This is a genomic window from Curtobacterium sp. PhB142 (assembly GCF_004341255.1).
GTDB lineage: Bacteria > Actinomycetota > Actinomycetes > Actinomycetales > Microbacteriaceae > Curtobacterium.
Genome location: NZ_SLUT01000004.1, coordinates 34249 through 57450, shown reverse-complemented (window position 1 = coordinate 57450; position 23202 = coordinate 34249). Strand labels below are relative to the sequence as shown.

The 23202-nt window shown below is 71.8% G+C and carries 24 protein-coding genes; 7 read left to right on the top strand and 17 right to left on the bottom strand.

Going from position 1 to position 23202, the window contains the following annotated elements:
• Nucleotides 1-54: 54 nt before the first annotated feature.
• The 4 genes from EDF31_RS08965 to hxlB form a co-directional block, all read right to left on the bottom strand.
• Nucleotides 55-795, bottom strand: a complete 741-nt coding sequence (locus EDF31_RS08965; RefSeq protein ID WP_123339425.1) for an alpha/beta hydrolase — start codon at nucleotides 793-795, stop codon at nucleotides 55-57.
• On the bottom strand, nucleotides 792-1286 hold the full coding sequence (locus EDF31_RS08960) for a GNAT family N-acetyltransferase (protein WP_131845908.1): 495 nt from the start codon (nucleotides 1284-1286) through the stop codon (nucleotides 792-794). The genes EDF31_RS08965 and EDF31_RS08960 overlap by 4 nt, the downstream gene beginning before the upstream one ends.
• Nucleotides 1287-1391: 105 nt before the next feature.
• Nucleotides 1392-2018: a 3-hexulose-6-phosphate synthase gene (gene hxlA / locus EDF31_RS08955; protein ID WP_111083537.1), complete on the bottom strand. Its 627-nt coding sequence runs from the start codon at nucleotides 2016-2018 to the stop codon at nucleotides 1392-1394.
• An 11-nt stretch (nucleotides 2019-2029) separates the two neighbouring features.
• Nucleotides 2030-2593, bottom strand: a complete 564-nt coding sequence (gene hxlB / locus EDF31_RS08950) for a 6-phospho-3-hexuloisomerase (protein ID WP_123339553.1) — start codon at nucleotides 2591-2593, stop codon at nucleotides 2030-2032.
• Between the two features lie 111 nt (nucleotides 2594-2704).
• Here hxlB and EDF31_RS08945 point away from each other — a divergent pair, with 111 nt between their 5' ends.
• The gene (locus tag EDF31_RS08945; protein ID WP_131845907.1) at nucleotides 2705-3550 is read left to right on the top strand and encodes a LuxR C-terminal-related transcriptional regulator; all 846 of its coding nucleotides are present in this window, start codon (nucleotides 2705-2707) and stop codon (nucleotides 3548-3550) included.
• Here the strand turns inward: EDF31_RS08945 and EDF31_RS08940 are convergent.
• From EDF31_RS08940 to EDF31_RS19940, 7 genes are all read right to left on the bottom strand, one after another.
• On the bottom strand, nucleotides 3534-4235 hold the full coding sequence (locus tag EDF31_RS08940) for a response regulator transcription factor (protein ID WP_123937009.1): 702 nt from the start codon (nucleotides 4233-4235) through the stop codon (nucleotides 3534-3536). The two genes, EDF31_RS08945 and EDF31_RS08940, sit on opposite strands and share 17 nt — an antisense overlap.
• Nucleotides 4232-6724, bottom strand: coding sequence for an ATP-binding protein (locus tag EDF31_RS08935; RefSeq protein ID WP_131845906.1), 2493 nt, complete (start codon nucleotides 6722-6724; stop codon nucleotides 4232-4234). The genes EDF31_RS08940 and EDF31_RS08935 overlap by 4 nt, the downstream gene beginning before the upstream one ends.
• Nucleotides 6725-6850: 126 nt before the next feature.
• On the bottom strand, nucleotides 6851-7456 hold the full coding sequence (kdpC, locus tag EDF31_RS08930; protein ID WP_131845905.1) for a potassium-transporting ATPase subunit KdpC: 606 nt from the start codon (nucleotides 7454-7456) through the stop codon (nucleotides 6851-6853).
• Nucleotides 7457-7458: 2 nt separating this feature from the next.
• Complete coding sequence (gene kdpB, locus EDF31_RS08925; protein WP_131845904.1) at nucleotides 7459-9555, bottom strand: potassium-transporting ATPase subunit KdpB; 2097 nt, start codon at nucleotides 9553-9555, stop codon at nucleotides 7459-7461.
• Nucleotides 9552-11243, bottom strand: coding sequence for a potassium-transporting ATPase subunit KdpA (kdpA, locus tag EDF31_RS08920; protein WP_131845903.1), 1692 nt, complete (start codon nucleotides 11241-11243; stop codon nucleotides 9552-9554). The genes kdpB and kdpA overlap by 4 nt, the downstream gene beginning before the upstream one ends.
• A gap of 8 nt (nucleotides 11244-11251) precedes the next feature.
• Nucleotides 11252-11341, bottom strand: a complete 90-nt coding sequence (locus EDF31_RS08915; RefSeq protein WP_017887940.1) for a potassium-transporting ATPase subunit F — start codon at nucleotides 11339-11341, stop codon at nucleotides 11252-11254.
• On the bottom strand, nucleotides 11338-11475 hold the full coding sequence (locus EDF31_RS19940) for a hypothetical protein (protein ID WP_165901375.1): 138 nt from the start codon (nucleotides 11473-11475) through the stop codon (nucleotides 11338-11340). The genes EDF31_RS08915 and EDF31_RS19940 overlap by 4 nt, the downstream gene beginning before the upstream one ends.
• Before the next feature lie 126 nt (nucleotides 11476-11601).
• On the opposite strand from EDF31_RS19940, the gene EDF31_RS08910 reads away from it, so the two are divergent.
• A complete protein-coding gene (locus EDF31_RS08910) occupies nucleotides 11602-11952 on the top strand; it encodes a hypothetical protein (RefSeq protein ID WP_131845902.1) in 351 nt (116 codons plus the stop codon).
• 19 nt (nucleotides 11953-11971) lie between these two features.
• On the opposite strand, the gene EDF31_RS08905 is transcribed toward EDF31_RS08910, so the two are convergent.
• A complete protein-coding gene (locus EDF31_RS08905) occupies nucleotides 11972-12919 on the bottom strand; it encodes a WYL domain-containing protein (RefSeq protein ID WP_131845901.1) in 948 nt (315 codons plus the stop codon).
• A gap of 62 nt (nucleotides 12920-12981) precedes the next feature.
• On the opposite strand from EDF31_RS08905, the gene EDF31_RS08900 reads away from it, so the two are divergent.
• Nucleotides 12982-13401 (top strand): VOC family protein, encoded by a 420-nt coding sequence (locus EDF31_RS08900; protein ID WP_131845900.1) that lies wholly within the window; start codon nucleotides 12982-12984, stop codon nucleotides 13399-13401.
• A gap of 22 nt (nucleotides 13402-13423) precedes the next feature.
• Here EDF31_RS08900 and EDF31_RS08895 read toward each other — a convergent pair whose 3' ends face one another.
• Nucleotides 13424-14254, bottom strand: coding sequence for a putative RNA methyltransferase (locus EDF31_RS08895; RefSeq protein ID WP_131845899.1), 831 nt, complete (start codon nucleotides 14252-14254; stop codon nucleotides 13424-13426).
• A 35-nt stretch (nucleotides 14255-14289) separates the two neighbouring features.
• Here EDF31_RS08895 and EDF31_RS08890 point away from each other — a divergent pair, with 35 nt between their 5' ends.
• Genes EDF31_RS08890 through EDF31_RS08875 form a run of 4 tightly spaced genes read left to right on the top strand, consistent with a single transcriptional unit; the run spans nucleotide 14290 to nucleotide 17264 of the window.
• Nucleotides 14290-15045, top strand: coding sequence for an SDR family oxidoreductase (locus EDF31_RS08890; RefSeq protein ID WP_131845898.1), 756 nt, complete (start codon nucleotides 14290-14292; stop codon nucleotides 15043-15045).
• Nucleotides 15046-15094: 49 nt separating this feature from the next.
• Nucleotides 15095-15715: a hypothetical protein gene (locus EDF31_RS08885; protein ID WP_131845897.1), complete on the top strand. Its 621-nt coding sequence runs from the start codon at nucleotides 15095-15097 to the stop codon at nucleotides 15713-15715.
• Between the two features lie 51 nt (nucleotides 15716-15766).
• Nucleotides 15767-16705 (top strand): aldo/keto reductase, encoded by a 939-nt coding sequence (locus EDF31_RS08880; protein WP_131845896.1) that lies wholly within the window; start codon nucleotides 15767-15769, stop codon nucleotides 16703-16705.
• 22 nt (nucleotides 16706-16727) lie between these two features.
• Nucleotides 16728-17264: a GNAT family N-acetyltransferase gene (locus EDF31_RS08875; RefSeq protein ID WP_131845895.1), complete on the top strand. Its 537-nt coding sequence runs from the start codon at nucleotides 16728-16730 to the stop codon at nucleotides 17262-17264.
• A gap of 48 nt (nucleotides 17265-17312) precedes the next feature.
• On the opposite strand, the gene EDF31_RS08870 is transcribed toward EDF31_RS08875, so the two are convergent.
• From EDF31_RS08870 to EDF31_RS08855, 4 genes are all read right to left on the bottom strand, one after another.
• A complete protein-coding gene (locus tag EDF31_RS08870) occupies nucleotides 17313-17747 on the bottom strand; it encodes a hypothetical protein (RefSeq protein WP_131845894.1) in 435 nt (144 codons plus the stop codon).
• Between the two features lie 277 nt (nucleotides 17748-18024).
• The gene (locus EDF31_RS08865; RefSeq protein ID WP_131845893.1) at nucleotides 18025-18243 is read right to left on the bottom strand and encodes a hypothetical protein; all 219 of its coding nucleotides are present in this window, start codon (nucleotides 18241-18243) and stop codon (nucleotides 18025-18027) included.
• Nucleotides 18244-18303: 60 nt separating this feature from the next.
• Nucleotides 18304-21483 carry a GH92 family glycosyl hydrolase gene (locus EDF31_RS08860; RefSeq protein WP_243649952.1) on the bottom strand — a complete coding sequence of 1060 codons (3180 nt, stop codon included), beginning with the start codon at nucleotides 21481-21483 and terminating at the stop codon, nucleotides 18304-18306.
• Between the two features lie 47 nt (nucleotides 21484-21530).
• Nucleotides 21531-23174 carry a serine/threonine-protein kinase gene (locus tag EDF31_RS08855; RefSeq protein WP_131845892.1) on the bottom strand — a complete coding sequence of 548 codons (1644 nt, stop codon included), beginning with the start codon at nucleotides 23172-23174 and terminating at the stop codon, nucleotides 21531-21533.
• Nucleotides 23175-23202: the final 28 nt, after the last annotated feature.

Here is a 23202-nt window from a genome sequence, read left to right as displayed (position 1 = left end):
CGTTGCTCTCGTCGAGTCTAGGACCGCTCCAGCACGCGTGTTCAGACCGCGCCGTCAGCGCAGGCCAGGGGCCGGCGGCAGGTCGCGCGCCCATTCCTCGATCGCCGAGGAGATCTGCTCGCGGGCGGCCTCGCGGCTGATGGTCGCCGTGCGGTCGCCCGGCTGGTCCCCGTAGGCGCCGAAGTCGGCGTGGTTCGAACCCTGGACCTCGGTCATCGTCGCGGTCGACGGCAACAGGTGCCGGGCCGCGTCGACCTTGTCGGGGGTCGAGAGCCCGTCACGCGAGCCCGAGACGCTCAGCACGTCGATGTACGAGCTGCTGATGTCGTTCGCGCAGTAGCTGCCGAGCAGCAGCAGGCCGTCCGCGTCCTGCGCGAGCTGGCAGGCACGGACCCCGCCCAGCGAGTGCCCGCCGACCGCCCAGGTCGCGACGTCCGGCGCGTGCGCCTCGAAGGTCGAGAGCGGCCGGGTGTCGAAGAACGCGAGGTTGAGCGTCGGCTTCGTGATGACGACCGTCGTGCCGTTCGCGACCACCTGCCGGAAGGTCGCCATGTACGCGTACGGATCGACCTTCGCACCCGGGATGAACACGATGCCCTTGCCGTCGGCCTGCCCCGTGGGCGTCATCACCACGGAGTCACCGGCATCCTGGACCGACACACGGTCGTCGCGCCAGACCTGCAGCGCAGCGCTCCGGGTGCCCTGCATGACGATGTGCGCCCAGACGAGGAACACCACCACGACCACCAGCAGCACGGCGACGATCCACGCGGTCCACCGCAGTACTCGGTTCATGCGACCACCGTACGACGCATCAGCACCTCGTTCCGACCGTCGGGCAGGGGAGCGCCCGGTTCGTCGAGTGCGGTGAACCCGGCGCGCTCGTAGGTGTGCCGGGCGACGGTGTTGTCGGGCATCACGGAGAGTTCGAGCGCCCCGCCACCGGAGGCCGCTGCCCACTCCGCGATCGTCTCGACCAGGGCACGTGCGACGCCTCGGCCCCGGGCGGCGGGGTCGACCCACATCGAGATGAGTTCGGCTGGCGCACCGGCGTCGGCGCCCGGGACACCGCTCGCCATCCCGACGACGTCGCCCTCGGCGGCGACCGCCAGCAGGTCGAGCGCACCGGGGATCGACAGGCGTGTCCGCCAGCGGTGCTCGGGGGCGTCCGCCCAGTCCTGCAGCGTCGAACCGAACGCGTGCGGGGAGTCGGCGAGCGCCCGCAGCCGGACGGGGCGCCAGGTCTGCCAGTCGTCCGCGGTCACCCGGCGCAGCTCGATCGTCACGCCTCGACGGTACCGGCGGAGGTCCCTCGGTGAGCAGAAATGGTCGAGTGCGTGATGCGCACTCGACCATTTCTGCTCACCATCGCGGCGCGGGCGCCGCGGGCGCTACGCCGTGATCGCGGCGCGGATCTCCGCGGCTGCTGCGCCGACGTCCGACGCGCTGTAGATCGCGCTGCCGGCGACGGCGATCCGGGCACCGGCCTCCTGCACCGAGGCGACGGAGGACGCGTTCACGCCGCCGGCGATCGAGAACGGCACACCCGACTCCTTGCCGGCGTCGAGCAGTGTCGAGAACGTGAAGCCCTCTTCCGCCTGCTCGTCGAGCCCGGCGTGCACCTCGACGAACTCGGCGCCGAGCGCAACGACCTCGCGGGCACGGGCGGCCTTGTCGGAGACGCCGATCAGGTCGACGACGATGCCCTTGCCGTGCTTCTTCGCGGCCTTGACGGCGCCGACGATCGTCGAGTCGCCGGCGACACCGAGGACGGTGACCAGGTCGGCACCGGCCGAGAAGGCGATGTCGGCCTCGAGCTCACCGGCGTCCATCGTCTTGAGGTCCGCGAACACGATCTTGTCCGGGTGGGCTTCCTTGATCGCGGTGACGGCGGACAGGCCGGCGCTCTTGATCAGGGGCGTGCCGAGCTCGAGGACGTCGACGTGCGGCGCGGCCGCGGCGGCGAGTTCGAGGGCGGCTTCGGTGGTCAGGGTGTCCATGGCGAACTGGAGCTGCATGTGGATGCCTTTCATTCGAGGTTTGCGTGTCGGGGCCAGAGGTCGTCGGCGGACTGCCCGCCGCGGGACCAGAGCGTGTGGAACAGGGCGTCGCCGACCAGGGCGACGGCCTGCTCGAAGAGGCTGCCGGCGTACTGCGCCGAGGCCGTGCCGGAGCGGTCGGTCTTCGTCGCTGCCGGCAGCACGAGGGTGACGTCCGCGACCTCGGACAACGGGGAGTCGTCGGTGGTCGACAGGGCGACGACGGACGCGCCGACGTCGTGCGCGGTGCGGGCGGCCTGCACGATGCCGGTGGTCGTGCCGGAACCGCTCGCGACGAGGAGCACGTCCCCGGGCCGGATCGCGGGCGTGGTGACCTCGCCGACGACGTGGACGTCGCGACCGAGGTGCATGAGCCGCATCGCGGTCATGCGCAGCGCGAGTCCGGAACGGCCGGCACCGTGCACGAAGACACGGTGGGAGCGGTCGATCAGGTCGAGGGCGCGCTCGGCCGACGCGTCGTCGACGTTCGCGGCGAGGTCGGTGACCTCGCGCACGATCACGTCGAACGCTGCGGGGACGGTGGGTTCTGCCATGTCCACGAGCATGCCGTCGCGCGGCCCGCCGCACCGCTACCCGCGTCGGCAGGCGTCCCACCCGATCGGGTGGCCCCGTCCGCACGGGTGGGACAGGTAGGTTCGGCTCCCATGGACGCCATCGCACCCGACAGGGAGGCCCGTGGCGAGCCCGCCAGTCGGCTCGCCGCCTCGGAGCACGCCCGGACCGTCGCCGAGCAGGCGGACCGTCAGGCGCTCACCCTCGAGTCCGTGCTCGCCGTGCTCCGGTCACCACGGGTGTCGGACGCCGCCGCGCGGGCCGAGGCCGTCGAGATCGCGTCGGCAGCACTCGTCGACCTGCGCACCGAGACCGACCACCAGCGCAGCACCCTGCTGGAGCCGGTCACCGGGGCGTTCTCGCGCCTCCGAGCCGACCTGCGCCCGCTCGTCCGGTTCGGCGACCTCGACGTGCAGTTCGTCGAGCCGCCGACCACCGGCCGCGCACTGCCGGGCGACGTCGCCCACGCGGCCCGCGCCATCGTCCGGACCGCCGTGCTCGCCCTGGTCGACGGTGGTGCGGCCAAGCGGGTCCGCATCCAGTGGGACTGCGACGGCCGGAACCTGCTCATGCAGCTCCGCGACGACGGCTCCGGCACCCTCGACGTGCACGACGACGCCATGCGGCCGATCGCAGAACGGGTCGTCACCCTCGACGGCCGCGTCCAGGTGTCGAGCACGCCGGACTGGGGCTCGGTCCTCGACATCTCGCTGCCCCTCGACCCGTCGCCGACCGAGGTGGAGTCGGTCGCGGACGACGACCTCACCCCGCGGGAGCGCGACGTGCTGCGGCTGCTCGCGACGGGCGTCGGCAACCGCGAGATCGCCGAGGGCCTGGGCATCAGCGTCAACACGGTGAAGTACCACGTGGCGAACCTGCTCCGGAAGCACGGCGCCCGCACCCGTGCCGAGCTCGCCGCCTTCAGTTCCCGGGCGTGACCCCGGAGGGGCTGAAGCGGTAGCCCATGCCGGACTCGGTCACCAGGTACCGCGGGGTCGCCGAGTCGGGCTCGAGCTTCCGCCGCAGCTGCGCCATGTACAGCCGCAGGTACCCCGAGTCGTTGCCGTGCGACGGCCCCCACACCTCGGTCAGGAGCATCTCGCGGGTCATCAGCCGGTCGGGGTTCGTGACGAGCACCTCGAGCAGGCGCCACTCCGTCGGGGTCAGCCGGATCGCGGGACCGCTGGCCGGGGTGACCTGCTTCGCGACGAGGTCCACGACGAGGTCGCCGATCCGGATCGTCGGCGCGCTGTCGACGCCGGCCGGGGCACGGCGTCGTCCGAGGGCCCGCAACCGCGCCAGCAGCTCGTCCATCTGGAACGGCTTCGTCACGTAGTCGTCCGCGCCGGCGTCGAGTGCGTCGACCTTGTCGGACGAGTCGGTCCGTCCGGACAGCACGAGCACCGGCACCTGCGACCACCCCCGGATGCCCTCGAGCACCCCGATGCCGTCGAGCCGGGGCATGCCCAGGTCGAGCAGCACCAGGTCGGGCCGTTCGGTGATGACGGCGTCGATCGCCGCGCGCCCGTCCTTCGCCGTCACGACCTCGTACCCGCGGGCGGCGAGCGTGACGGAGAGCGCTCGGACGAGTTGCGCGTCGTCGTCCGCGATCAGGACCTTCACCGGAGCTCCACTCCCACGTGCCCGGCGATCGGCAGCCGCACCACGACGGTGAGCCCACCACCCGGGGTGTCATCGACCTCGATCGTGCCGCCCATGCCCTCGGTGAAGCCCCGCGCGAGTGCGAGACCGAGCCCGAGGCCCGTCTCGTTGTCGGTGTCGCCGAGCCGTTGGAACGGCTGGAAGACCTCGTCGACCCGGTCCGACGGGATACCCGGACCGTGGTCGGCGATCCGGAGCTCGACCCCGCCTCCGAAGGCGCTCGCCGCGACGCGCACGCGGGTGCCGTCGGGTGCGTAGCGGACGGCGTTCGCGAGCAGGTTCACGACGACCCGCTGCAGCAGGACGGGGTCGGCGAGCACCGGCGGCAGGTCCGCCGGCAGGTCGAGGTCGACGTCGTCGGGCCCGAGCTCGAGCTCGTCGAGCGCCGGTGCGACCACCGTGTCGAGGGCCAGCGGCCCGGACGCGACCGCGAGCACACCCGCCTGCACACGACTGACGTCCAGCAGGTCTGCCAACAGCACCGCTAGCTGACCGAGGCTCTCGTCGGCGGTCGCGAGCAGTGCCTCCCGGTCGGCCCTGGACAGGTCGACGTCCAACGCACGCAACGACTGGACGGCGGCCGAGGCGGCCGCGATCGGCCGCCGCACGTCGTGGCCGACGGCCGCGAGGATCGCGCTGCGGACGCGGTCCGCCGCCGCGATCCGCTCTGCGTCCAGCGCGGTGCGCGTCAACGAGCGGTGTTCGACCGCGGCGTCGAGCTGCTGCTCGACGACGCGCAGCAACCGGCGCTGGGTCGGGTCGTCCGGAGCGCCAGCGAACTCGAGCACGGCACCGGACGGGAGGCTCGTGGACGCGTCCGGCGATTCGCCGAACGTCCCCGACGTGGCCGGTTCCTCGTTCCCCTGCCGGATCCGGACGCCGGCGAACCCGAAGGCCTCGCGGGTGCGGTCGAGCAGGGCCTGCAGGGCGTCGTCGCCGCGGAGGACGCTGCCGGCGATCCCCATCAGCAGACCCGACTCCGCCGCGGCGCGACGGGCAGCACGCGAACGTCTGGCGGACCGGTCGACCACGAAGCTGACGAGTACGGCACTGATGACGTACATGACCAGGGCGAAGAGGTGCCACGGCTGCTGCACCGTGACCATGTGCAGGGGTTGGACGAAGAAGAAGTCGAGGCTCAGTCCGGACAGCACCGCCGTGAACACCGCCGGACACATCCCGCCGACGAGCGCCACGACGAGCACCAGCAACTGGTACGCCAGGACGTCCACGGTGATGGCGTCGGGGTCGCTGCCGATCGACAGGACCCAGGTGAGCAGGGGCCCGACCAGGACCGAGAGCACGAACGCGGCGAGGACCCGTCCGCGGGACAGACTGCCGCCGAGCTTCGGCAGGGCGAAGCCACCACCGGCGCGCTCGTGCGTGACGACGTGCACGTCGATGTCGCCCGACTCACGGATCACCGTGTTGCCGATGCCCGGGCCGGTCAGGGCCGCGGCGAGCCGACTGCGACGGCTGACGCCGATGACGATCTGGGTCGCGTCGATCGACCGCGCGAACCGCACGAGGGTCGACGGCACGTCGTCGCCGACCACCTGGTGGTACGTCCCACCGAGCTGTTCGAGCAGGGTGCGTTGGGCACCGAGCGCCCCCGGGTGGCGCTCGCGCAGGCCGTCGTTCGTCGTCACGTGCACGGCCGCGAGTTCGCCCCCGGCACTGCGGGCAGCGATGCGGGCACCGCGGCGCAGGAGGGTCTCGCCCTCGGGGCCGCCGGTCAGGGCGACCAGCACGCGCTCCCGGGTCTCCCACCGGTGCTCGATGCCGTGCTCGGCGCGGTAGGCCTTGAGCGCGTCGTCGACCTCGTCCGCCAGCCAGAGCAGCGCGATCTCGCGCAGCGCCGTCAGGTTCCCGAGCCGGAAGTAGTTCGACAGGGCCGCATCGATCCGGGCAGCCGGGTACACGAGTCCGTCGGAGAGCCGCTCGCGCAGGGCAGCCGGCGCGAGGTCGACGACCTCGATCTGGTCGGCCGCGCGCACCACGGCGTCGGGGACGGTCTCCCGCTGCACGGTGCCCGTGATCTCGCGGACCACGTCACCGAGGGACTGCATGTGCTGCACGTTGACCGTCGAGATGACGTCGATGCCGGCGGCCCGCAGCGCTTCGACGTCCTGCCAGCGCTTCTCGTTCGGACTGCCGGGAGCGTTCGTGTGCGCGAGTTCGTCGACGAGGGCGACCTCGGGCGCTCGCCGGAGCACCGCGGCGAGGTCCAGGTCGTCGAGCTCGACGCCGCGGTGGTCCACGGTGCGGCGCGGCACGACCTCGAGACCGTCGACGAGCGCGGCGGTGGCGGCCCGTTCGTGCGTCTCGACCACGGCGACGACGACGTCCCGGCCCTCGTCGAGCAGCCGGCGGCCCTCCTCGAGCATGGTGAACGTCTTGCCGACGCCCGGTGCGGCACCGAGCAGGACCCGTAGCTTGCCGCGCTTCACGTGCTCATCCTCTCGCGTCGAGTTCCGCAGCGGGTGCGAAGCCGGGCGCAGGGCGGGATCGCGCCCCTGTGTGGTCATCGCGCCCCGGTGAGTCGGGGCGCGATGACCACCGCGGGGCGCGATCGATCACGAGGACGCCTTCGCCAGCGCGAGGTTCAGGGCCAGCACGTTCACGACGGGTTCGCCGAGGAACCCGAGCTGGCGCGACTCGGTGTGCTGCACCACCAGTGCACGCACGCTGTCCTCGGACAGCCCCCGCGCCGCAGCCACACGCGCCACCTGCTGCGCCGCGTACGCCGGGCTGATGTCCGGGTCGAGACCCGAGCCCGAGGCCGTCACGGCGTCGGCCGGCACCTCGGACACGGACACACCGTCGGCCTTCGCGACCGCCTGCTGCCGCTCCTCGACGGCCTTCAGCAGGTCCGGGTTGTTCGGCCCGAGGTTCGAGCCGGACGAGGCCCCGGCGTCGTAGCCGTCCTCGCCAGCTGCGGAGGGCCGCGACTGGAACCAGCGATCAGCCTGCTTGCCGGAGAACGACTGCCCGATGAGCGAGGACCCCACGACGGCGCCCGACGAATCGGTGACCTCCGAGCCGTTGGCCTGGTCGTGGAACACCCCCTGGCCGACACCCCAGACGGCGAGCGGGTAGCCGACGCCGAGCACGACGGTGGCGAGCAGGGTGAGGCGGATGGCCACACCAGCGGATCGGACGGTGGAACGTGCAGATGCCATGACTAGAACCCCGGGATGAGACCGACCACGAGGTCGATCAGTTTGATGCCGATGAAGGGGACGATCACGCCGCCGAGCCCGTAGACGAGCAGGTTCCGGCCGAGGATCGACGACGCTGCGGCCGCGCGGTACTTGACGCCACGCAGGGACAGCGGGATGAGCGCCACGATGACGAGCGCGTTGAAGATGACCGCCGACAGGATCGCGGACGACGGGCTGTGGAGTCCCATGACGTTGAGCGCTGCGAGCCCGGGGAACGCCGCCTGGAACATCGCCGGGATGATCGCGAAGTACTTCGCGACGTCGTTGGCGATGGAGAAGGTGGTCAGGGCGCCGCGGGTGATGAGCAGCTGCTTGCCGATCCGGACGACGTCGATCAGCTTGGTCGGGTCGGAGTCGAGGTCGACCATGTTGCCCGCCTCCTTCGCCGCCGTCGTGCCGGTGTTCATCGCGACGCCGACGTCCGCCTGCGCCAGGGCCGGGGCGTCGTTGGTGCCGTCCCCGGTCATCGCGACGAGGTTGCCGCCCTCCTGCTCGCGCTTGATGTACGCGAGCTTGTCCTCCGGGGTGGCCTCGGCCAGGAAGTCGTCGACGCCGGCCTCGTGCGCGATCGCGGCCGCGGTGCGGGGGTTGTCACCGGTGATCATCACCGTGCGGATGCCCATCGACCGGAGCTCGGCGAACCGGGCCGCCATGCCGTCCTTGACGACGTCCTTCAGGTGCACGACGCCGAGCAGGGCGACCGCGCCGTCCGAGGAGCGGCGGCCGACGACCAGTGGGGTGCCGCCCTGGTCGGAGATCTCCGCGACGGTGGAGTCGATCGCGGCAACCAAACCGGCGTCGGGGGTGTCTGCCCAGGCCAGTACGGCCGCAGCGGCACCCTTTCGGATCTGCGACCCGTCCGGCAGGTCCAGACCGGACATGCGCGTCTGCGCCGTGAACGGCACCTCGACGGCACCGTCCGGCAGTGCCGGCGTCACCCCGGCGTCGGCAGCGAGCGACACGATCGAGCGGCCTTCGGGCGTCGAGTCCGCCGCGCTCGACAGGGCTGCTGCCGCCATCAGCGAAGCCTCGCTCACGCCCGGCACCGGCACCACGCGGGACGCCCGACGGTTGCCGTACGTGATCGTGCCGGTCTTGTCGAGCAGCAGGGTGGTGATGTCGCCGGCGGCCTCGACCGCGCGGCCCGACATCGCGAGCACGTTGTGCTGCACGAGCCGGTCCATGCCGGCGATGCCGATCGCGGAGAGCAGGGCGCCGATGGTGGTCGGGATGAGGCAGACGAGCAGGGCGATCAGGACGGGGACGCTGACCGTGGCACCGACGAGCCCCGCGATGGGCTGCATCGTCAGGCAGACGATCACGAAGACGATCGACAGCGAGGCGAGCAGGATGTTCAGCGCGATCTCGTTGGGCGTCTTCTGCCGGGCTGCACCCTCGACGAGGCGGATCATCCGGTCGATGAAGGTCTCACCAGGGGTCGAGGTGATGCGCACGATGATCCGGTCGGACAGCACCCGGGTGCCGCCGGTGACGGCACTGCGGTCGCCGCCGGACTCGCGGATGACCGGTGCGGACTCCCCCGTGACGGCCGACTCGTCGACGGACGCGATGCCGTCGATGACGTCACCGTCACCCGGGATCACCTCGCCGGCGACGACGACCACCACGTCACCCTTGGCCAAGTCGACCGACGCGACCTCCTCGGTCGCGTTGCCAGTCGCGGCCGCGTCGGCCGGGTCGTAGCCGAGCACCCGTCGGGCGCTCGTGGTCGAGCGGGTCTTCCGCAGGGTGTCGGCCTGCGCTTTCCCACGGCCCTCGGCGACCGACTCCGCCAGGTTCGCGAAGACGACGGTGAGCCAGAGCCACACCGCGATGGCGATGGTGAAGGCGGACGGCTCGACGACAGCGGCGACCGTCGTCAGCGCGGCGCCGACCTCGACGATGAACATGACGGGGTTCCGCCACATCAGTCGCGGATCGAGTTTCCGCAGGGCTCCCGGGAGGCCCGCCACCAGTTGGCGGGGTCCGAATGCGGACGAGCGGGTGGCCGGCTCCGGGGCGGTGGTCGCCTCGTGCTCGGAGGTCACGGAGGTCATGACAGTCCTTCTGCGAGCGGTCCCAGTGCGAGCACCGGGAAGTAGGTGAGTGCGGTGACGATGACGGCGACGCCGCCGAGCAGCCCGATGAACAGCGGGCGGTGGGTGGGCAGGGTGCCGGCCGTCTCGGGCACGCGGTCCTGGGCGGCGAGGGATCCGGCGAGCGCCAGGACGAACACCATCGGGACGAAGCGGCCGAGTAGCATCACGACACCGAGCGCGGAGTTCATCCACGTCGTGTTCGCGGTGAGCCCGCCGAAGGCCGACCCGTTGTTGTTCGCGCCCGAGGTGAAGGCGTAGAGCAGCTCGGTCAGACCGTGGTTGCCCGGGTTGAAGATCGACGTCCCGAGCACCTGTTCCCGGACCCCGGGGATCACGAGCGAGAGCCCGGTGGCCAGGAGCACGAGCGTCGGCGTGACGAGGATGTACAGCGCCGCGAAGGTCATCTCCTTGGCGCGGATCTTCTTGCCGAGGTACTCCGGGGTGCGACCGACGAGCAGGCCGCCGATGAACACCGTGATGACGGCGAGCACGAGCATGCCGTACAGGCCGGATCCGACGCCGCCGGGGGTGACCTCGCCGAGCATCATGTTGACGAGCGCCATCATCCCGCCGATCGGGGTGTAGCTGTCGTGCATCGCGTTGACGGCACCGGTGGACGTCGAGGTGGTCGCAGTCGAGAAGAGCGTCGAACCGAGGATGCCGAAGCGGCTCTCCTTGCCCTCCATCGCGGCCCCGGCAGCGTGTGTGGCGACACCGCCGCCGCCGAGCTCGGCGATCGACATCACCGACAGCGACACGAGGAAGATCGCGCCCATCACGGCGAGGATCGCGTACCCCTGGCGATCGTCGCCGACCAGCCGCCCGAACGTGCGCGGGAGCGAGAACGGGATGACGAGCATCAGGAAGACCTCGACCAGGTTCGTCCACGCCTGCGGGTTCTCGAACGGGTGCGCCGAGTTCGCGTTGAAGTAGCCACCGCCGTTCGTGCCGAGTTCCTTGATCGCCTCCTGCGATGCCACGAACCCGTCCGGCAGGTGCTGCGTGCCACCGACCAGCGTGGTGACGTCGGTGCCGCTCCCCCACGACTGGACGACGCCGCCGGCGACGAGCACGATCGCGAAGACGAACGCACCGGGCAGCAGCAGCCGACCGACACCGCGGACGACGTCCACCCACACGTTGCCGAGCGTGCCGGACTTACGGCGGGCGAACCCACGGACCAGCGCCACGGCGACGGCGAGCCCGACGGCTGCGGACAGGAAGTTCTGCACCGCGAGGCCGGCCATCTGCACGCTGTACCCGACGGTGACCTCGGGCGAGTAAGACTGCCAGTTCGTGTTCGCGACGAACGACGCCGCGGTGTTGAACGCGAGCGACGGGCCGACGGCAGGGAGCCCGAGGTCGCCGGGCAGCACGACCTGGATGCGCTGCAGCAGGTAGACGAGCAGGAGCCCGACGACGCTGAAGAGCAGCACGCCGCGCAGGTACACGGGCCACGACTGCTCGGCGTCCGGGTCGACCCCGATCAGCCGGTAGACCCCGCGCTCGACCCGGTTGTGCCGGACGGGCGTGAAGACCCGCGCCATCCAGTCGCCGAGCGGCCGGTAGGCGACGACGAGCAGCAGGACGAGCGTGGCGACCTGGACGATCCCCGCCCAGACATCCGCGGCGCCCGACGCGCCCACGGTGCCCACTAGAACCGCTCCGGACGCACGAGCGCCCAGACGAGGTACACGACTGCGGCGATGCCGAGGACGGCGGCCGCGATGGTGATGCCGATCACAGCCGTTCCACCCCCTTGGCGATCAGTGCCACCACGCCGAACACGGCGAGGACACCGGCGACGACGAACACGTCGAACACGAGGGACTCCAGAAGTTCTGCGGTGTCCGCGTCGGGCGACGCGGACGGCACCACGTGTGGTGCCGAGACCGATGCTGGATCCTGCGCCGGGCCTCCTGGCCGCTCCTAACGGTTTCCTCACGCCGCGCTGGCGGACGCATGCGCCCCGCTAACGCGCGCTCGCCGTCCTACGATCGGAGCATGGTGATCCCTGCTCCCCCGACCCGCCCCGGAACGAGGGCGTCCGCCGTGGCCGGGAGCCTGCTCACCACGGCCGTGGTGTCGATCGGTGCGCTGTGGGCGGTCGTCTTCGGGCCGCTGTGGCTCTTCGGTGAGCAGCGGCAGCTCCTGCTGTGGTTCTGGGCCGTGCCGCTGGCGTTCGTGCCGTGGCTGGCCGCGATCGCAGCGCTCGTCCTCGCACTGGTGGGGTGGTCGCGCGGGCGCGGGCGGAAGCGCGCGGCGCTCGCCGTCTGCTGCGCCGTGGTCGTCCTGCTGGCACCGATCGTGATGGTGTTCGGCCCGGGCAGCGCGCTCGTCGACACGTCGGTCTGAGGCCCGAACGGGTCCGTCTTCAGTCCGCGGTCGAGGCGCTGAGTCGTGCGGACAGCGCATGGACCGAGCAGGCGAGGTCCTCGGGACCCTCGACGACGAAGTCGACCGCGAACCCCGCGAACGCTCCGGCGAGCCCCGGCCAGGACCACGAGCCGAGCGTCACCCGACTCCGCTCGTCGGACAGGGGTTCGACGACGGCGTCCTCGGGCAGGTAGGGCGTGATCGTCCGGGCCTCGGCGGCCGTCACGGTGACCGAGCCGACGCACGGCCACACGTCGGCCTGCGACGATCCCTTGAAGCGCGCCGACACGAAGGCCACGGGGTCGCCACCGGGTACGGGCCGTGGGGTGAACGGCACCCGCGTACGCATCCGCGGGGTGATCCGGTCGATGCGATGGGTGCGCCAGTCGTCGCGGTCGAGGTCCCAGTCGAGCAGGTACCAGCGGCCGTTCCGCGCGACGACGGCGTGCGCTTCCACCCGGTGCGGGGTCTCGTCCTCGCCGTAGCCGAAGCGGAACACCTCGCGCAGGTGGACGGCCTCGCTCACCGCGACGAGCACGTCCGGGTCGGTGCGGGTCCGCCCGGACGTCGTGACCGCCTGCACCGCGTCGATGCGCGACCGGAGCCGCGCGGGCATGACCTGCCGGACCGTCGCCAGTGCTCGGGCAGCCGACTCGGCGATGTCCGCGCCCGAGGCGGGGGCGACGGCGAGCGACAGCGCGATCGCCACGGCCTGGTCGTCGTCGAACAGCAGCGGCGGAAGGTCCGAGCCCGCTGCGAGCCGGTACCCACCGGCGGGACCGCGCAGTGCCTCGACCCGGTACCCGAGCTCGCGGAGCCGGTCGACATCGCGGCGGACCGTGCGGGGGCTGACCTCGAGGCGTCCGGCGAGCTCGTCGCCTGGCCAGTCGCGGTGCACCTGCAACAGCGACAGCAGCGCGAGCATGCGCGAAGAAGGTCCGGCCATGTCGATCATTCTCGTCGGAGAAGCGGACATGATCTGACCGCATTGCCGGTCATCCTCATTCCATGAGCATCGAAACGACACCCCACCTCAACTTCGACGGAAACGCCCGCGAGGCCCTCGACTTCTACGCATCGGTCTTCGGCGGCGAGGTCACCGCCGCCACTTACGGCCAGATGGGCGCCCTGGACGACCAGGCCTGGGCCGACCGCATCGTCTTCGGCCAGGTCTCCACCGACGCCGGGTTCCGGGTCATGGCCTTCGACGTCTGGCCCGGGCAGCCCTACGACCAGGGATCGAACGCGTTCTACGTGTTCGTGCACGGCGACGACACCGCTGAGATCGAGCGGTACTGGGCCGTGCTGTCCGACGGCGCCGAGATCCGGCAGCCCCTCGCTCCCTCGGCCTGGGCGCCGCTCGCCGGGCAGCTCCGCGACCGGTTCGGCGTGGTCTGGCAGCTCGACGTCGCTCCGGCCGACCGCTAGCTGTAGTTCCCCGTGGCCGCGGTCAGCGCGTCGGCGTCCACGTCGACACGGTGACTGCGGCCGTCACCGTCGCCGGGGCGAACACCGCGTCCGGTGCGACGTGGTGGTGGCTCGGCCCCATGTGCACGACGTCGTGGACGTCCTCGGCGGAGAGGTCCATCGTCCAGGTCAGGTCCTCGGAGGACCGCAGGACGAACGACGGCGTGAGCGAGTCGTGCAGCCGCCGCTCCTTCTCCGGGTCGACGGAGATCGTCGCCTCGGCCAGCTCTGCCAGGTGGCCGGTGCGCGGGGTCACGACGACCAGCACGCCGTCGGGGTGCAGGACGCGGGCGTACTCGGTCTGGTTGCGCGGTGCGAAGACGTCGAGGACGACGGCGGCAGCGTCGTCGACGACCGGGAGGCGCTCGGTCACGTCCCCGACGACGGCTCCGGCACGTTCGTGGACGCGGGCCGCCCGTCGGATCGCGATCGCCGACAGGTCCAGCGCAACCCCGAGCCTCCCGTCCGCACCGTCCGGAACGTGCGCTGCGTCCAGCGCATGCGCCAGGTACGTCCCCGGACCGGACCCGACGTCGAGCACGATTCCAGGGGCCGTCGCCTCGGCGACGGCGTCGGCGAGCGCCCGCTCGACGGGCGCGTAGTGGCCCCGTCCCAGGAACCGCAGCCGGGCGTCGACCATCTCCGGGGTGTCCGCGGTGAGCGACCGACGCTTCGCCGGCAGGAGCGTCAGGTGGCCCTGCTTTGCCTCGTCGAACCGGTGCCCGGTCGCACAGCCGACCTGGCCGCCGTCGACCCGACCGAGGGGCTCGGCGCACACGGGGCAGGCGAGCATCGGCAGCAGGTCGTCACGCACCGGCCCAGCGTACGGGGCCTCGCTAGCCTGGACGGATGTCGCTGCAGCAGCTCTTCGGTCTCGACGGACGCACCGCCCTCGTGACAGGAGGCAGTTCCGGCATCGGACGCGCCATCGCCACCGCACTCGCCGACGCGGGTGCGCACGTGCTCGTCGCTGCTCGGACACGGTCAACCATCGACTCGACGGTCGACGACGTCCGCGCCGCTGGAGGATCGGCCGACGGCATCGTCGCGGACCTGTCCTCGCGTGCCGGGGCACACGCCCTCGCCGACGCGGCGGGCGACGTCGACGTCCTCGTGAACTCCGCGGGGATCAACCTCCGGCCGCCGATGGCCGACCTCGACGAGGACACCTGGGACGCCACGATGGCCGTGAACCTCGACGCACCCTTCGTGCTCGGCCAGCGGCTCGCGCCCGGCATGGCAGCGCGTGGCCGCGGCCGGATCATCAGCATCAGCTCGCAGCAGGCGCACCGTCCGTTCGCCGCGAGTGGCGCGTACGGGGTCTCCAAGGCCGGCCTGGAGGCACTGGCCCGGTCCCAAGCGGAGGCCTGGTCCGCGCAGGGGGTCACCTCCAACGTCCTCATCCCCGGTTTCGTGCGCACCCCGCTCAACGAGCGGCTCGGCTCCGACCCGGCCGCGGTGTCAGCGCTCGCGGCGCGGACGCTGGTCGGCCGGAACGGACTCGCGTCGGACTTCGCCGCCGCTGCCGTGTTCCTCGCCGGCCCCGGTTCGGCGTACGTCACCGGGCAGTCGATCGCGGTCGACGGCGGGTTCTCCGTCCACTGACCTCGAGGTGCGCCGACGGCAGGGTGCTGCGCAGCAGTACGGTCGGGACATGGCAGTCATCGAGCAGGCAACGCTCCGCCCCTCCAAGGCCGAAGCGCTCGCCGCTTGGCTGCCCGACCAGGCGTGGAGCGGCGTCGTCGCGGGAGCGCCGCTGCAGGTCGTCGGGCAGTTCCGGTTCGACGACCCCGCCGGCGAGGTCGGCGTCGAAGTGCTGCTCGCCCGCACCGAGGACGGCCGGGTCCTGCAGGCGCCACTGACCTACCGGGATGCACCGCTGCCCGGCGCCGACGCGTTCCTGGTCACCGAGATGGACCACTCCGTGCTCGGGCGACGCTGGGTGTACGACGCCGTGGGCGATCCCGTCCACGCCGACGTCCTGCGCCGGGCGATCGTCACCGGCGGGCACGAAGCGGAGCTCGAACTCGCGAACGATGCCGGACGGCGGCCGAAGGACGCCTGGGCCAGCGGCAGCGGCTCCGAACCCGACTCCCCCGATGTCACCTCGGTGCACGCGACCACGACGGGCGCGGTGACGTCGATCGCGACCGACCACGGCACGATCGTCATCGCTCGGGTCGTCGGCACCGCCCTGCCCGAGGGCGAGAAGCTGACCGGTACGTGGACGGACGGCTCCGGAGTGCTCGCCGTCCTGCTGCCCGAACGCGCCTGAGGTACTGGCAGGGCCTGCCTGCGCCGGGGACCGGCTGGCAGGATCGATGGTGTGAAGACACTGGAGTTGCCACAGACGGACCTCACCGCATCCGACGTCGTCGTCGGCCTGATGCGGATCAACGACATGAGCGACGAGGACATCCGCGCGCTCTACAGCGCCTCGCGGGACGCGGGCGTGAACATGTTCGACCACGCCGCGGTGTACGGCGAGTGGCACGGTTGCGAGGAGCGGTTCGGTGCCGCCGTGACGCTGTCGCCGGCGGAGCGCGCCGAGATCGTGCTGCAGACCAAGGTCGGCATCCGTCCGACCCCGAACGGCGCGTACTTCGACTTCTCGTACGAGCACATCCTCGAGTCGGTCGAGGAATCGCTCACCGCGCTGCAGACCGAGTACATCGACATCCTGCTCCTGCACCGCCCCGACGCCCTGGTGGAGCCGGAAGAGGTCGCGAAGGCCTTCGACGAGCTGCACGCCGCCGGCAAGGTGCACCACTTCGGCGTCTCGAACCACACCCCTGGCCAGGTCGACCTGCTCAAGAAGCACGTCCGCCAGCCGCTCGCCTTCAACCAGGTGCAGCTGAGCATCACGCACGCCAACGTCATCTCGCAGGGCCTCACGGCGAACATGGGTGGCCTCGACCAGTCGATCTCCCGCGACAACGACATCCTCAACTACTCGCGGATCAACGACATCACGCTGCAGGCCTGGTCGCCGTTCCAGAAGGGGTTCTTCGACGGCGTCTTCCTCGGCGACCGCGAGCAGTACGCCGACCTCGACGACGTCCTCGAGGAGATCGCCGCCGCGCACGGGGTCACCCCGACCGGCATCGCGGTCGCCTGGATCACCCGGCACCCCGCGCACTTCCAGGTCGTCCTCGGCACGACGAACCCGCAGCGCGTGCGCGACTCGGCGGCCGGCTCGGACGTCGAGCTGTCGCGCGAGGAGTGGTACCGCATCTTCACCGCCGCGGGGCACACCGTCCCGTGAGTCCATCGGGCAGGGTGGAGTCGTGCTCCACGACCTCACCCTGCCCGTCCGCCTGTCCGCCCGCGCCGGTTCGGTGGTGGTGCGGAACGCGGCCGACGGCGACCTCGACGCCCTGATGGCGCTGTTGTCCGACGACCCGATCAGTGCCGCCCGCGGCGATGTCGCCGCCCCGGAGGACCGCCCGCAGTACGCCGCGGCCCTTCGATCGATCACCGACGACCCGGCGAACGCGCTGCTCGTCGCCGAGGACGAGTCCGGTCGGCTCGTCGGCACGCTGCAGCTCACCCGGATCCCGGGCATGGCTCGCCGGGGTTCGACGCGGTTGCTGGTCGAGGCCGTCCGCGTGAGCAGTGCGCTCCGCTCGGGCGGCATCGGCAGCTCGCTGATGCGCTGGGTGACAGACGTCGCAGCGCCGGACCTCGGGACCCCGCTCGTGCAGCTCACCTCGGACGCCGCCCGCACGGATGCGCACCGGTTCTACGAGCGCCTCGGCTTCACCGGATCGCACGTCGGCTTCAAGTACCGCGTCCCTGGCGTCGGCGCAGACCGGCAAGCGTGAACCGCGCGTCTCCCCAGCGGCGGCGAGGCGGTCCGATCCACTGAAACATCAGTGGCAGACTCGTCCCATGCCGGAGCCCGCCAGTTCTCTCGGTGGCCGGTCCACCGACTCGAGTCGATGACGTCGCTCTTCGTCGACGAATCGAAGACGAAGGGCTACCTCATGGTCGCCGTCGTCGTTGCCCCAGGCGAGCAGACGACGCTCCGCCGCAAGATACGAGCCCTCGTACTGCCCGGTCAGCGACGACTCCACTTCACCAACGAGAGCGATTCTCGACGGCGTCACGTCCTGTCGACCCTGGACCAGATCGGAGTGCGCGCACACCTCGTCCGGTCCGACCTGAAGCACGAGCCGAGCGACCGTGCAGCGTGCCTGCGTGAGCTCGTTGCGCTCGCGGCGAGCGCCGGACACGAGCGGATCGTACTCGAGCGAGACGTGTCGATCGAGCGCGCTGACAAGAAGGTCCTCTACGACGCCGTTCATGCACACGGGGTACGGGATGCGCTCACGTACGCACACGAGACCGCGCACCACGAGCCGCTTCTGTGGGCGGCCGACGCGATCGCTTGGAGCCAGGCCAAGGGTGGCGATTGGCGCCGGCGCACTCAACCCATGATCGTGTCTGCAGCAATCAGACCGTAGAAAGCGCAAAGCTCGGCTCACCGACCGTCCGGAAGGCTGCCGAGCTCACTTCGCGCCGCTACTGCAACGCGCCCTCCGATGGTACAACGATCGGCCCGGCGGCCGATACCCCAGGATTTCAGTCGGAAGAAGCCGGGGTCCCCGACGACGGGACGCGCACGTCGACCGGGGACACCGCGGCGGGGTCGGCGGAGGCGCCACCCACGACGTCGAAGGAGATCCCGAGCATCGCCGGGTCCTCGTCGAGCTCCAGCCCGTCCTCGCGGACCTGGTCCTCCGGGATTGCACGGCCACCAGACGGGTCCCACGAGTTCGCGATCGACATGCCGACGAGCATGCCGGGCGACCTTGAGTGACGCCTCTGAATCGCCGTAGAGCGAGCGATCAGCGGTCGAGGTCAGGCACCGTCCGCCGCGATCAGCTCGAGCTGCGTCAGCGTCAGGTCGGTGCCGGCGGTGAACGTGAACGACGAGCCGCCACCGATGATCCGGAACACCCGGGTCTGCCCGGGCCAGGTGAACTCGGCGCCGTCGACGGCCGTGACGGTCTCGCCGAGGGACACCTGCCACGAGTACGAACCCGGGGTCGCCACCGTCACGGTGTACAGCGACGCGGCGGGGCAGTCCACGTCGAACCACACGGACTCCCCCGCGGCGAGCGCCGTGACGGTCCGCCCGGTGTCGTCGACCAGTGCCGACGAGCCCTCCGACGACGTCCCGACGGGCAGCAGGTCGACCGGGGCGTCCCGGTAGCCGTGGACCTCGGAGGCCGACACCGGCCGCGTGTCCGATGCCCAGCCCTGCGGTTCGGACGACAGCGTGAAGACGATGCGCGACGCCGACACCACCACGTGGTGCGGGATGCTGACCGACGTCCAGGGCGAGCCGTCGACCGTCACCGACGCCACGTAGGCACCTGAGGAACCGTCGGCGACCTCGATGACCGTGGGCGTTCCTCCCGGCTGCTGCAGCACCGTCCTGCGGACCGACGGCGGCACGAGCACGTAGGTGCCCGTGGACGGCGCCAGCGGGTACAGGCCGATCGTCGCGAAGACGTACCAGGCACTCATCTCGCCGTTGTCCTCGTCGCCGGGGTAGCCCTGGCCGAGGTCGGAGCCGACGAACAGCCGCTCGAGCGACTCCCGGACGATCCGGTGCGCGTCGTCGTGCCGACCGGTGAACATCGAGAAGAACGGGATGTGGTGCGCCGGCTGGTTGGACAGGCCGAGCATGCCCATCCGGACGTCGCGGGCCTCGGTCATCTCGTGGATGGGGAAGCCGTACGCGCCGGAGCGGATGGTCGCGCCGGTCTCGGGAGTCGCGAAGAACGCGTCGATCGCAGCGTCGAACCGCGCCGGGCCGCCGTGCAGGTCGACGATGCCCGCGCCGTCGTGGGGTGCGGTGAAGGCCGTGCCCCACGCGTTCGTCTCGGTGTAGTCGTCGCCCCAGTCGCGCGGGTCGAACTCGGTGCCGACCCGCCACGAGCCGTCGGGGTCGCGGCCGATGAAGAAGCCCCGCTCGGAGTCGAACACGTGCCGGTACTGGAGGGATCGCCGGGCGAACCACTCCGCCTCGGCCTCGTACCGGGACAGGTCGGCGGGCGTGCCCGCCCGCGACGCGAGCAGCCCCGCCATCACCGCGAGTCCCCAGTCGTTGATGGCGGCGTCCAGGGTCCAGGACATGCCCTCGGACGTCGCGGTGTCGACGTGGCCGCGGAAGGCGCCCGGGAGGCTCCCCTTGCGTCCGACACGCTCGTCACGCGGCGGGACGGTCGCGTTGCGGACCGCGCTCCGGTACGCCTCGGCGAGGTCGAACCCGGTGATGCCCTTCGCCGCGAGGTCGGCGAAGACGGTGTCGCTCGTGGTGCCCGTCATGCAGTCCTCGGCGCCGGGGGCGCTCCAGCGCGGGGTCCACCCGCCGTCGTGGTGGTGCTCGACGAAGCCCTGCGCGAGCTCGCCCGCGGTCTCCGGGGTGAGGAGTCCGAGCAGCGGCCAGGCGGTGCGGTAGGTGTCCCAGAAGCCGTTCGTGGTGGTGAACAGCCCCTCGACGATCTCCGGGCCGGGCTCGTCGCGGATCGGGTCGGCGAGCACGGCGCCGTACGGGGAACGGTGCCGCGGGGTGCCGGTCAGGGCGGTCTCGCCGGCACGGTTCGGGTAGAGGAACAGCCGGTACAGGCCGGAGTACAGGCTCGTCAGCTGGTCCGGGGTGGCTCCGTCGAACGACAGGGTCGCGAGCTTCTCGGTCCAGAGTGCCTCGGCGCGGGTGCACATGGCGTCGAACGAGCCGGCGGCGTCGAGGTTCGCGCGGGCGTCCTCGATCGAGACGGTCGAGATGCCGAGCAGGACGTCGACCGGGCCGCCCGTGCCCCCGCCCTCCCCCACGGACAGCCAGCCGCGCAGCTCGTGCTCACCGATCGTCGTGTGGTCGGAGGTGACCCCCGACACCCGGACGTGCACGTGGTGCGGCGGGGTGCCGGGGCGGTCGTCGAGCAGGGCCTCGACCACGGCGGTGCCGTCGGTCACGGTCACGGAGACGTCGGAGACCCACCCGTGGTGGTCGAGCACGATGCTGCGGGTACCGGTGAACCGGAAACCGAGGGCGAACTCCCCCGCGGTCATCTCGGCCGTCACACCCTGGTCGAGGGCGACCCGGTACCGGTGCGGACCGTCGAGTTCGTCGTCGTGGTCGAAGCCGAGCGCGCGGGCGGCCCGGTCGACGTCGGGGGTGTCGAGCGGCGACGGCATGACCTGGAACACGCCGCGGTCCCCCATCCACGGCGACGGGATGTGACTCGTCGCGAAGGCCTGGATCGCCGGTCGGACCCGCCCGTCGGCGTCGGTGCGCGAGTGCTCCTGGTAGGCGTAGGGCCAGCGGTTGCTCGACGCGTCGGTCATCGGCAGGCCGAAGACCCCGCCGTGCGGGATGCCGACGAGCGGCGCGTTGTTGCCGCGGGAGAACCGTGACGACGCCTGCGTGCCGCGGGTCGTGCGGACGTGGTCGAGCGGCGTGACCGGTGCCGGGCGTGCCGGGGCGATCCGGACGTCGTCGAGCCAGCCGCGCAGGGCTGGACGCTCCCCGTCGGCGTCCGACGGCTGCGTGTCGGAGCCGAGCCGGGCCTCCAGTCGGTCGACGACCAGCCCCGCGAACGGCGTGAGGTCCACCGCGCGACGGTTCCACTGGTCGACCCACTGCTTGCGGGCTGCGTCCTGCGCCTCGGGCGTGAGCGCGTCGCCGTACTGGTCGCGGGTGTGTCCACCGTGCGCGGCCGCGTGCTCGCTCAGTCGCGTGCCATCGGTGAAGACGACGTCCACGGTGAAGGCCGTGGCGTCCCAGAAGTGCGGCAGGTCCGCCTCGGTGGGCTCGGCGGCGCCCTGCGGCAGCGTGCGTTCGGGGAACCAGACCCACGACAGTTCGTCGCCGGGTGCGACCACCCGGCCACCGCCCCCGGGGACGAGCGCCACGACGACACCGTCACCCGCGGGTCGTTCGACCAGCCACCCCTCCGATGATCCGAAGCCGACACCGTTCCGCGCCGCGACGGCCGTCGTCGGCCCACCGCTCCGTTGCAGTTCTCGCACGGGTCCAGCGTATTTGGTCCAGCGTCTGGACGAAAACGCTCGGCGTGTCAGCCCTTGTTCTGCCCGGGCGCGTTCTCCGAGTTGCCCGGACCCGCGTCCGCTGACGTGTCGGTCGTCGTGTCGGTCGTCGTGTCGGCTGCGCCGTCGGCTGGGTCGGCGCCGTCCTGCGGCTCCTGCACCGGGTTCGAGACCGGCGCGCTCGGCTCCGGACCGACGGAAGGCTCCTGGCTGGGCTCGGCGGGCTCGCTCGGCTGTTCAGCGGGCTCGGACGGCTGCTCGGCCGGCTCGGAGGGCTGCTGCTCAGCCGGCTCGCTCGGCTGCTGCTGCTCCTGGCTCGGCTGCTGCTCCTCGCTCGGCTGCTGCTCCTCGCTGGGCTGCTGCTCCGTCGGCGCTGTCGAGTTCGTGTCCGTCGGAGCCGGTGTGCCGTCGTCGTCGCCGTTCAGTGCGAACACTGCGACCCCGATGCCGACCAGCACCAGGACGACCACGACGATCGCCGTGATGATCGGCCCCTTGCGTCGCTTCTCGCGCTGCGCCGGGGCGTCACCGGAGCCCGGACGGACGGGCGGGGCCGCGGGTGGCACGCCGCCACCGCCGGTCGGACCGCCGGTGCCGCGCTGAGCACCGAGGACGGTGGTCGACACATCGTCCGCGGCGTTCGGCTGCTGGGCGTCCATGACGCGGGTCGCGTCGTCCGCGCCCGGCTGTCCACCCGGACGGGAGGCACCACTCGCCGGCATCACGCGGGTCGCGTCGTCCGCGTGCGCGGCCATCGGAGCTGTGGCTGCGGCGGCGGCACCGGCCGCGGCTGCTCCGGCTGCCGCGCCGGCACCGGCTGCCGTCAACGTGCCGGGACCACCGGGCAGGAGCTGCGTGGCGGGCCCGGGCTCGTCGCGGCCCAGGGCGCGGAGTCGTTCGGCTGCCTCCGCCGCGCTCGGGCGCTCGGACGGGTCCTGCGCGGTCATCACGTGCAGGAGCGTGCGCCAGGCCGTCGGCAGGTGCTGGTCGATCTCCGGGCTGCGGGTGAGTCGCGCGGTCGCGGACTCGATCGCGCTGCCCGGGAACGGTGTCCCGCCGGTCAAGCACTCGAGCAGCACCAGCCCGAGCGCGTAGACGTCGGCCTTGCCGGTGATCTCCTGCGCCAGGACCTGCTCCGGCGCGAGGTACGCGGCTGTTCCCATCACGGTGCCCGTCCCCGTCACGCGCGAGGCGTCACGGAGCAGGGCGATGCCGAAGTCGGCGAGCTTGACGTGGCTGCCGTCGCGCTCGAGCAGCACGTTGGCGGGCTTCACGTCGCGGTGGACGATGCCCTGGGCGTGCACGGCGCTCAGCCCGTCGGCCACCTGTGCGCCGACGCGGGCGGCGGTCGTGGGGTCGAGCGGTCCTTCGCGCAGCCGGGTGGCCAGGTCGCTGCCGGGCACGAGCTCCATGACGAGGTACGAGTCCCCGTCCTCGTCGTCGAGGGCGGCGTCGTACAGGGTGACGAGGGCCGGGCTGCGCAGTGTCGCGAGCGTCTGGATCTCCGACTCGGCGCGGGCGCGTTCACCGTGGTCGACCGGTCCGATGCGGAACACCTTGACGGCGACCTCGCGGCCGAGCTGCTCGTCGACCGCCCGGTACACGGACGCCATGCCACCGTGTCCGAGCGTGCCCGTGACGCGGTACCTGCCGCCGAAGACCCGTTCTTCCATGACGGGCAACCTACCGGTAGCGGCTGAC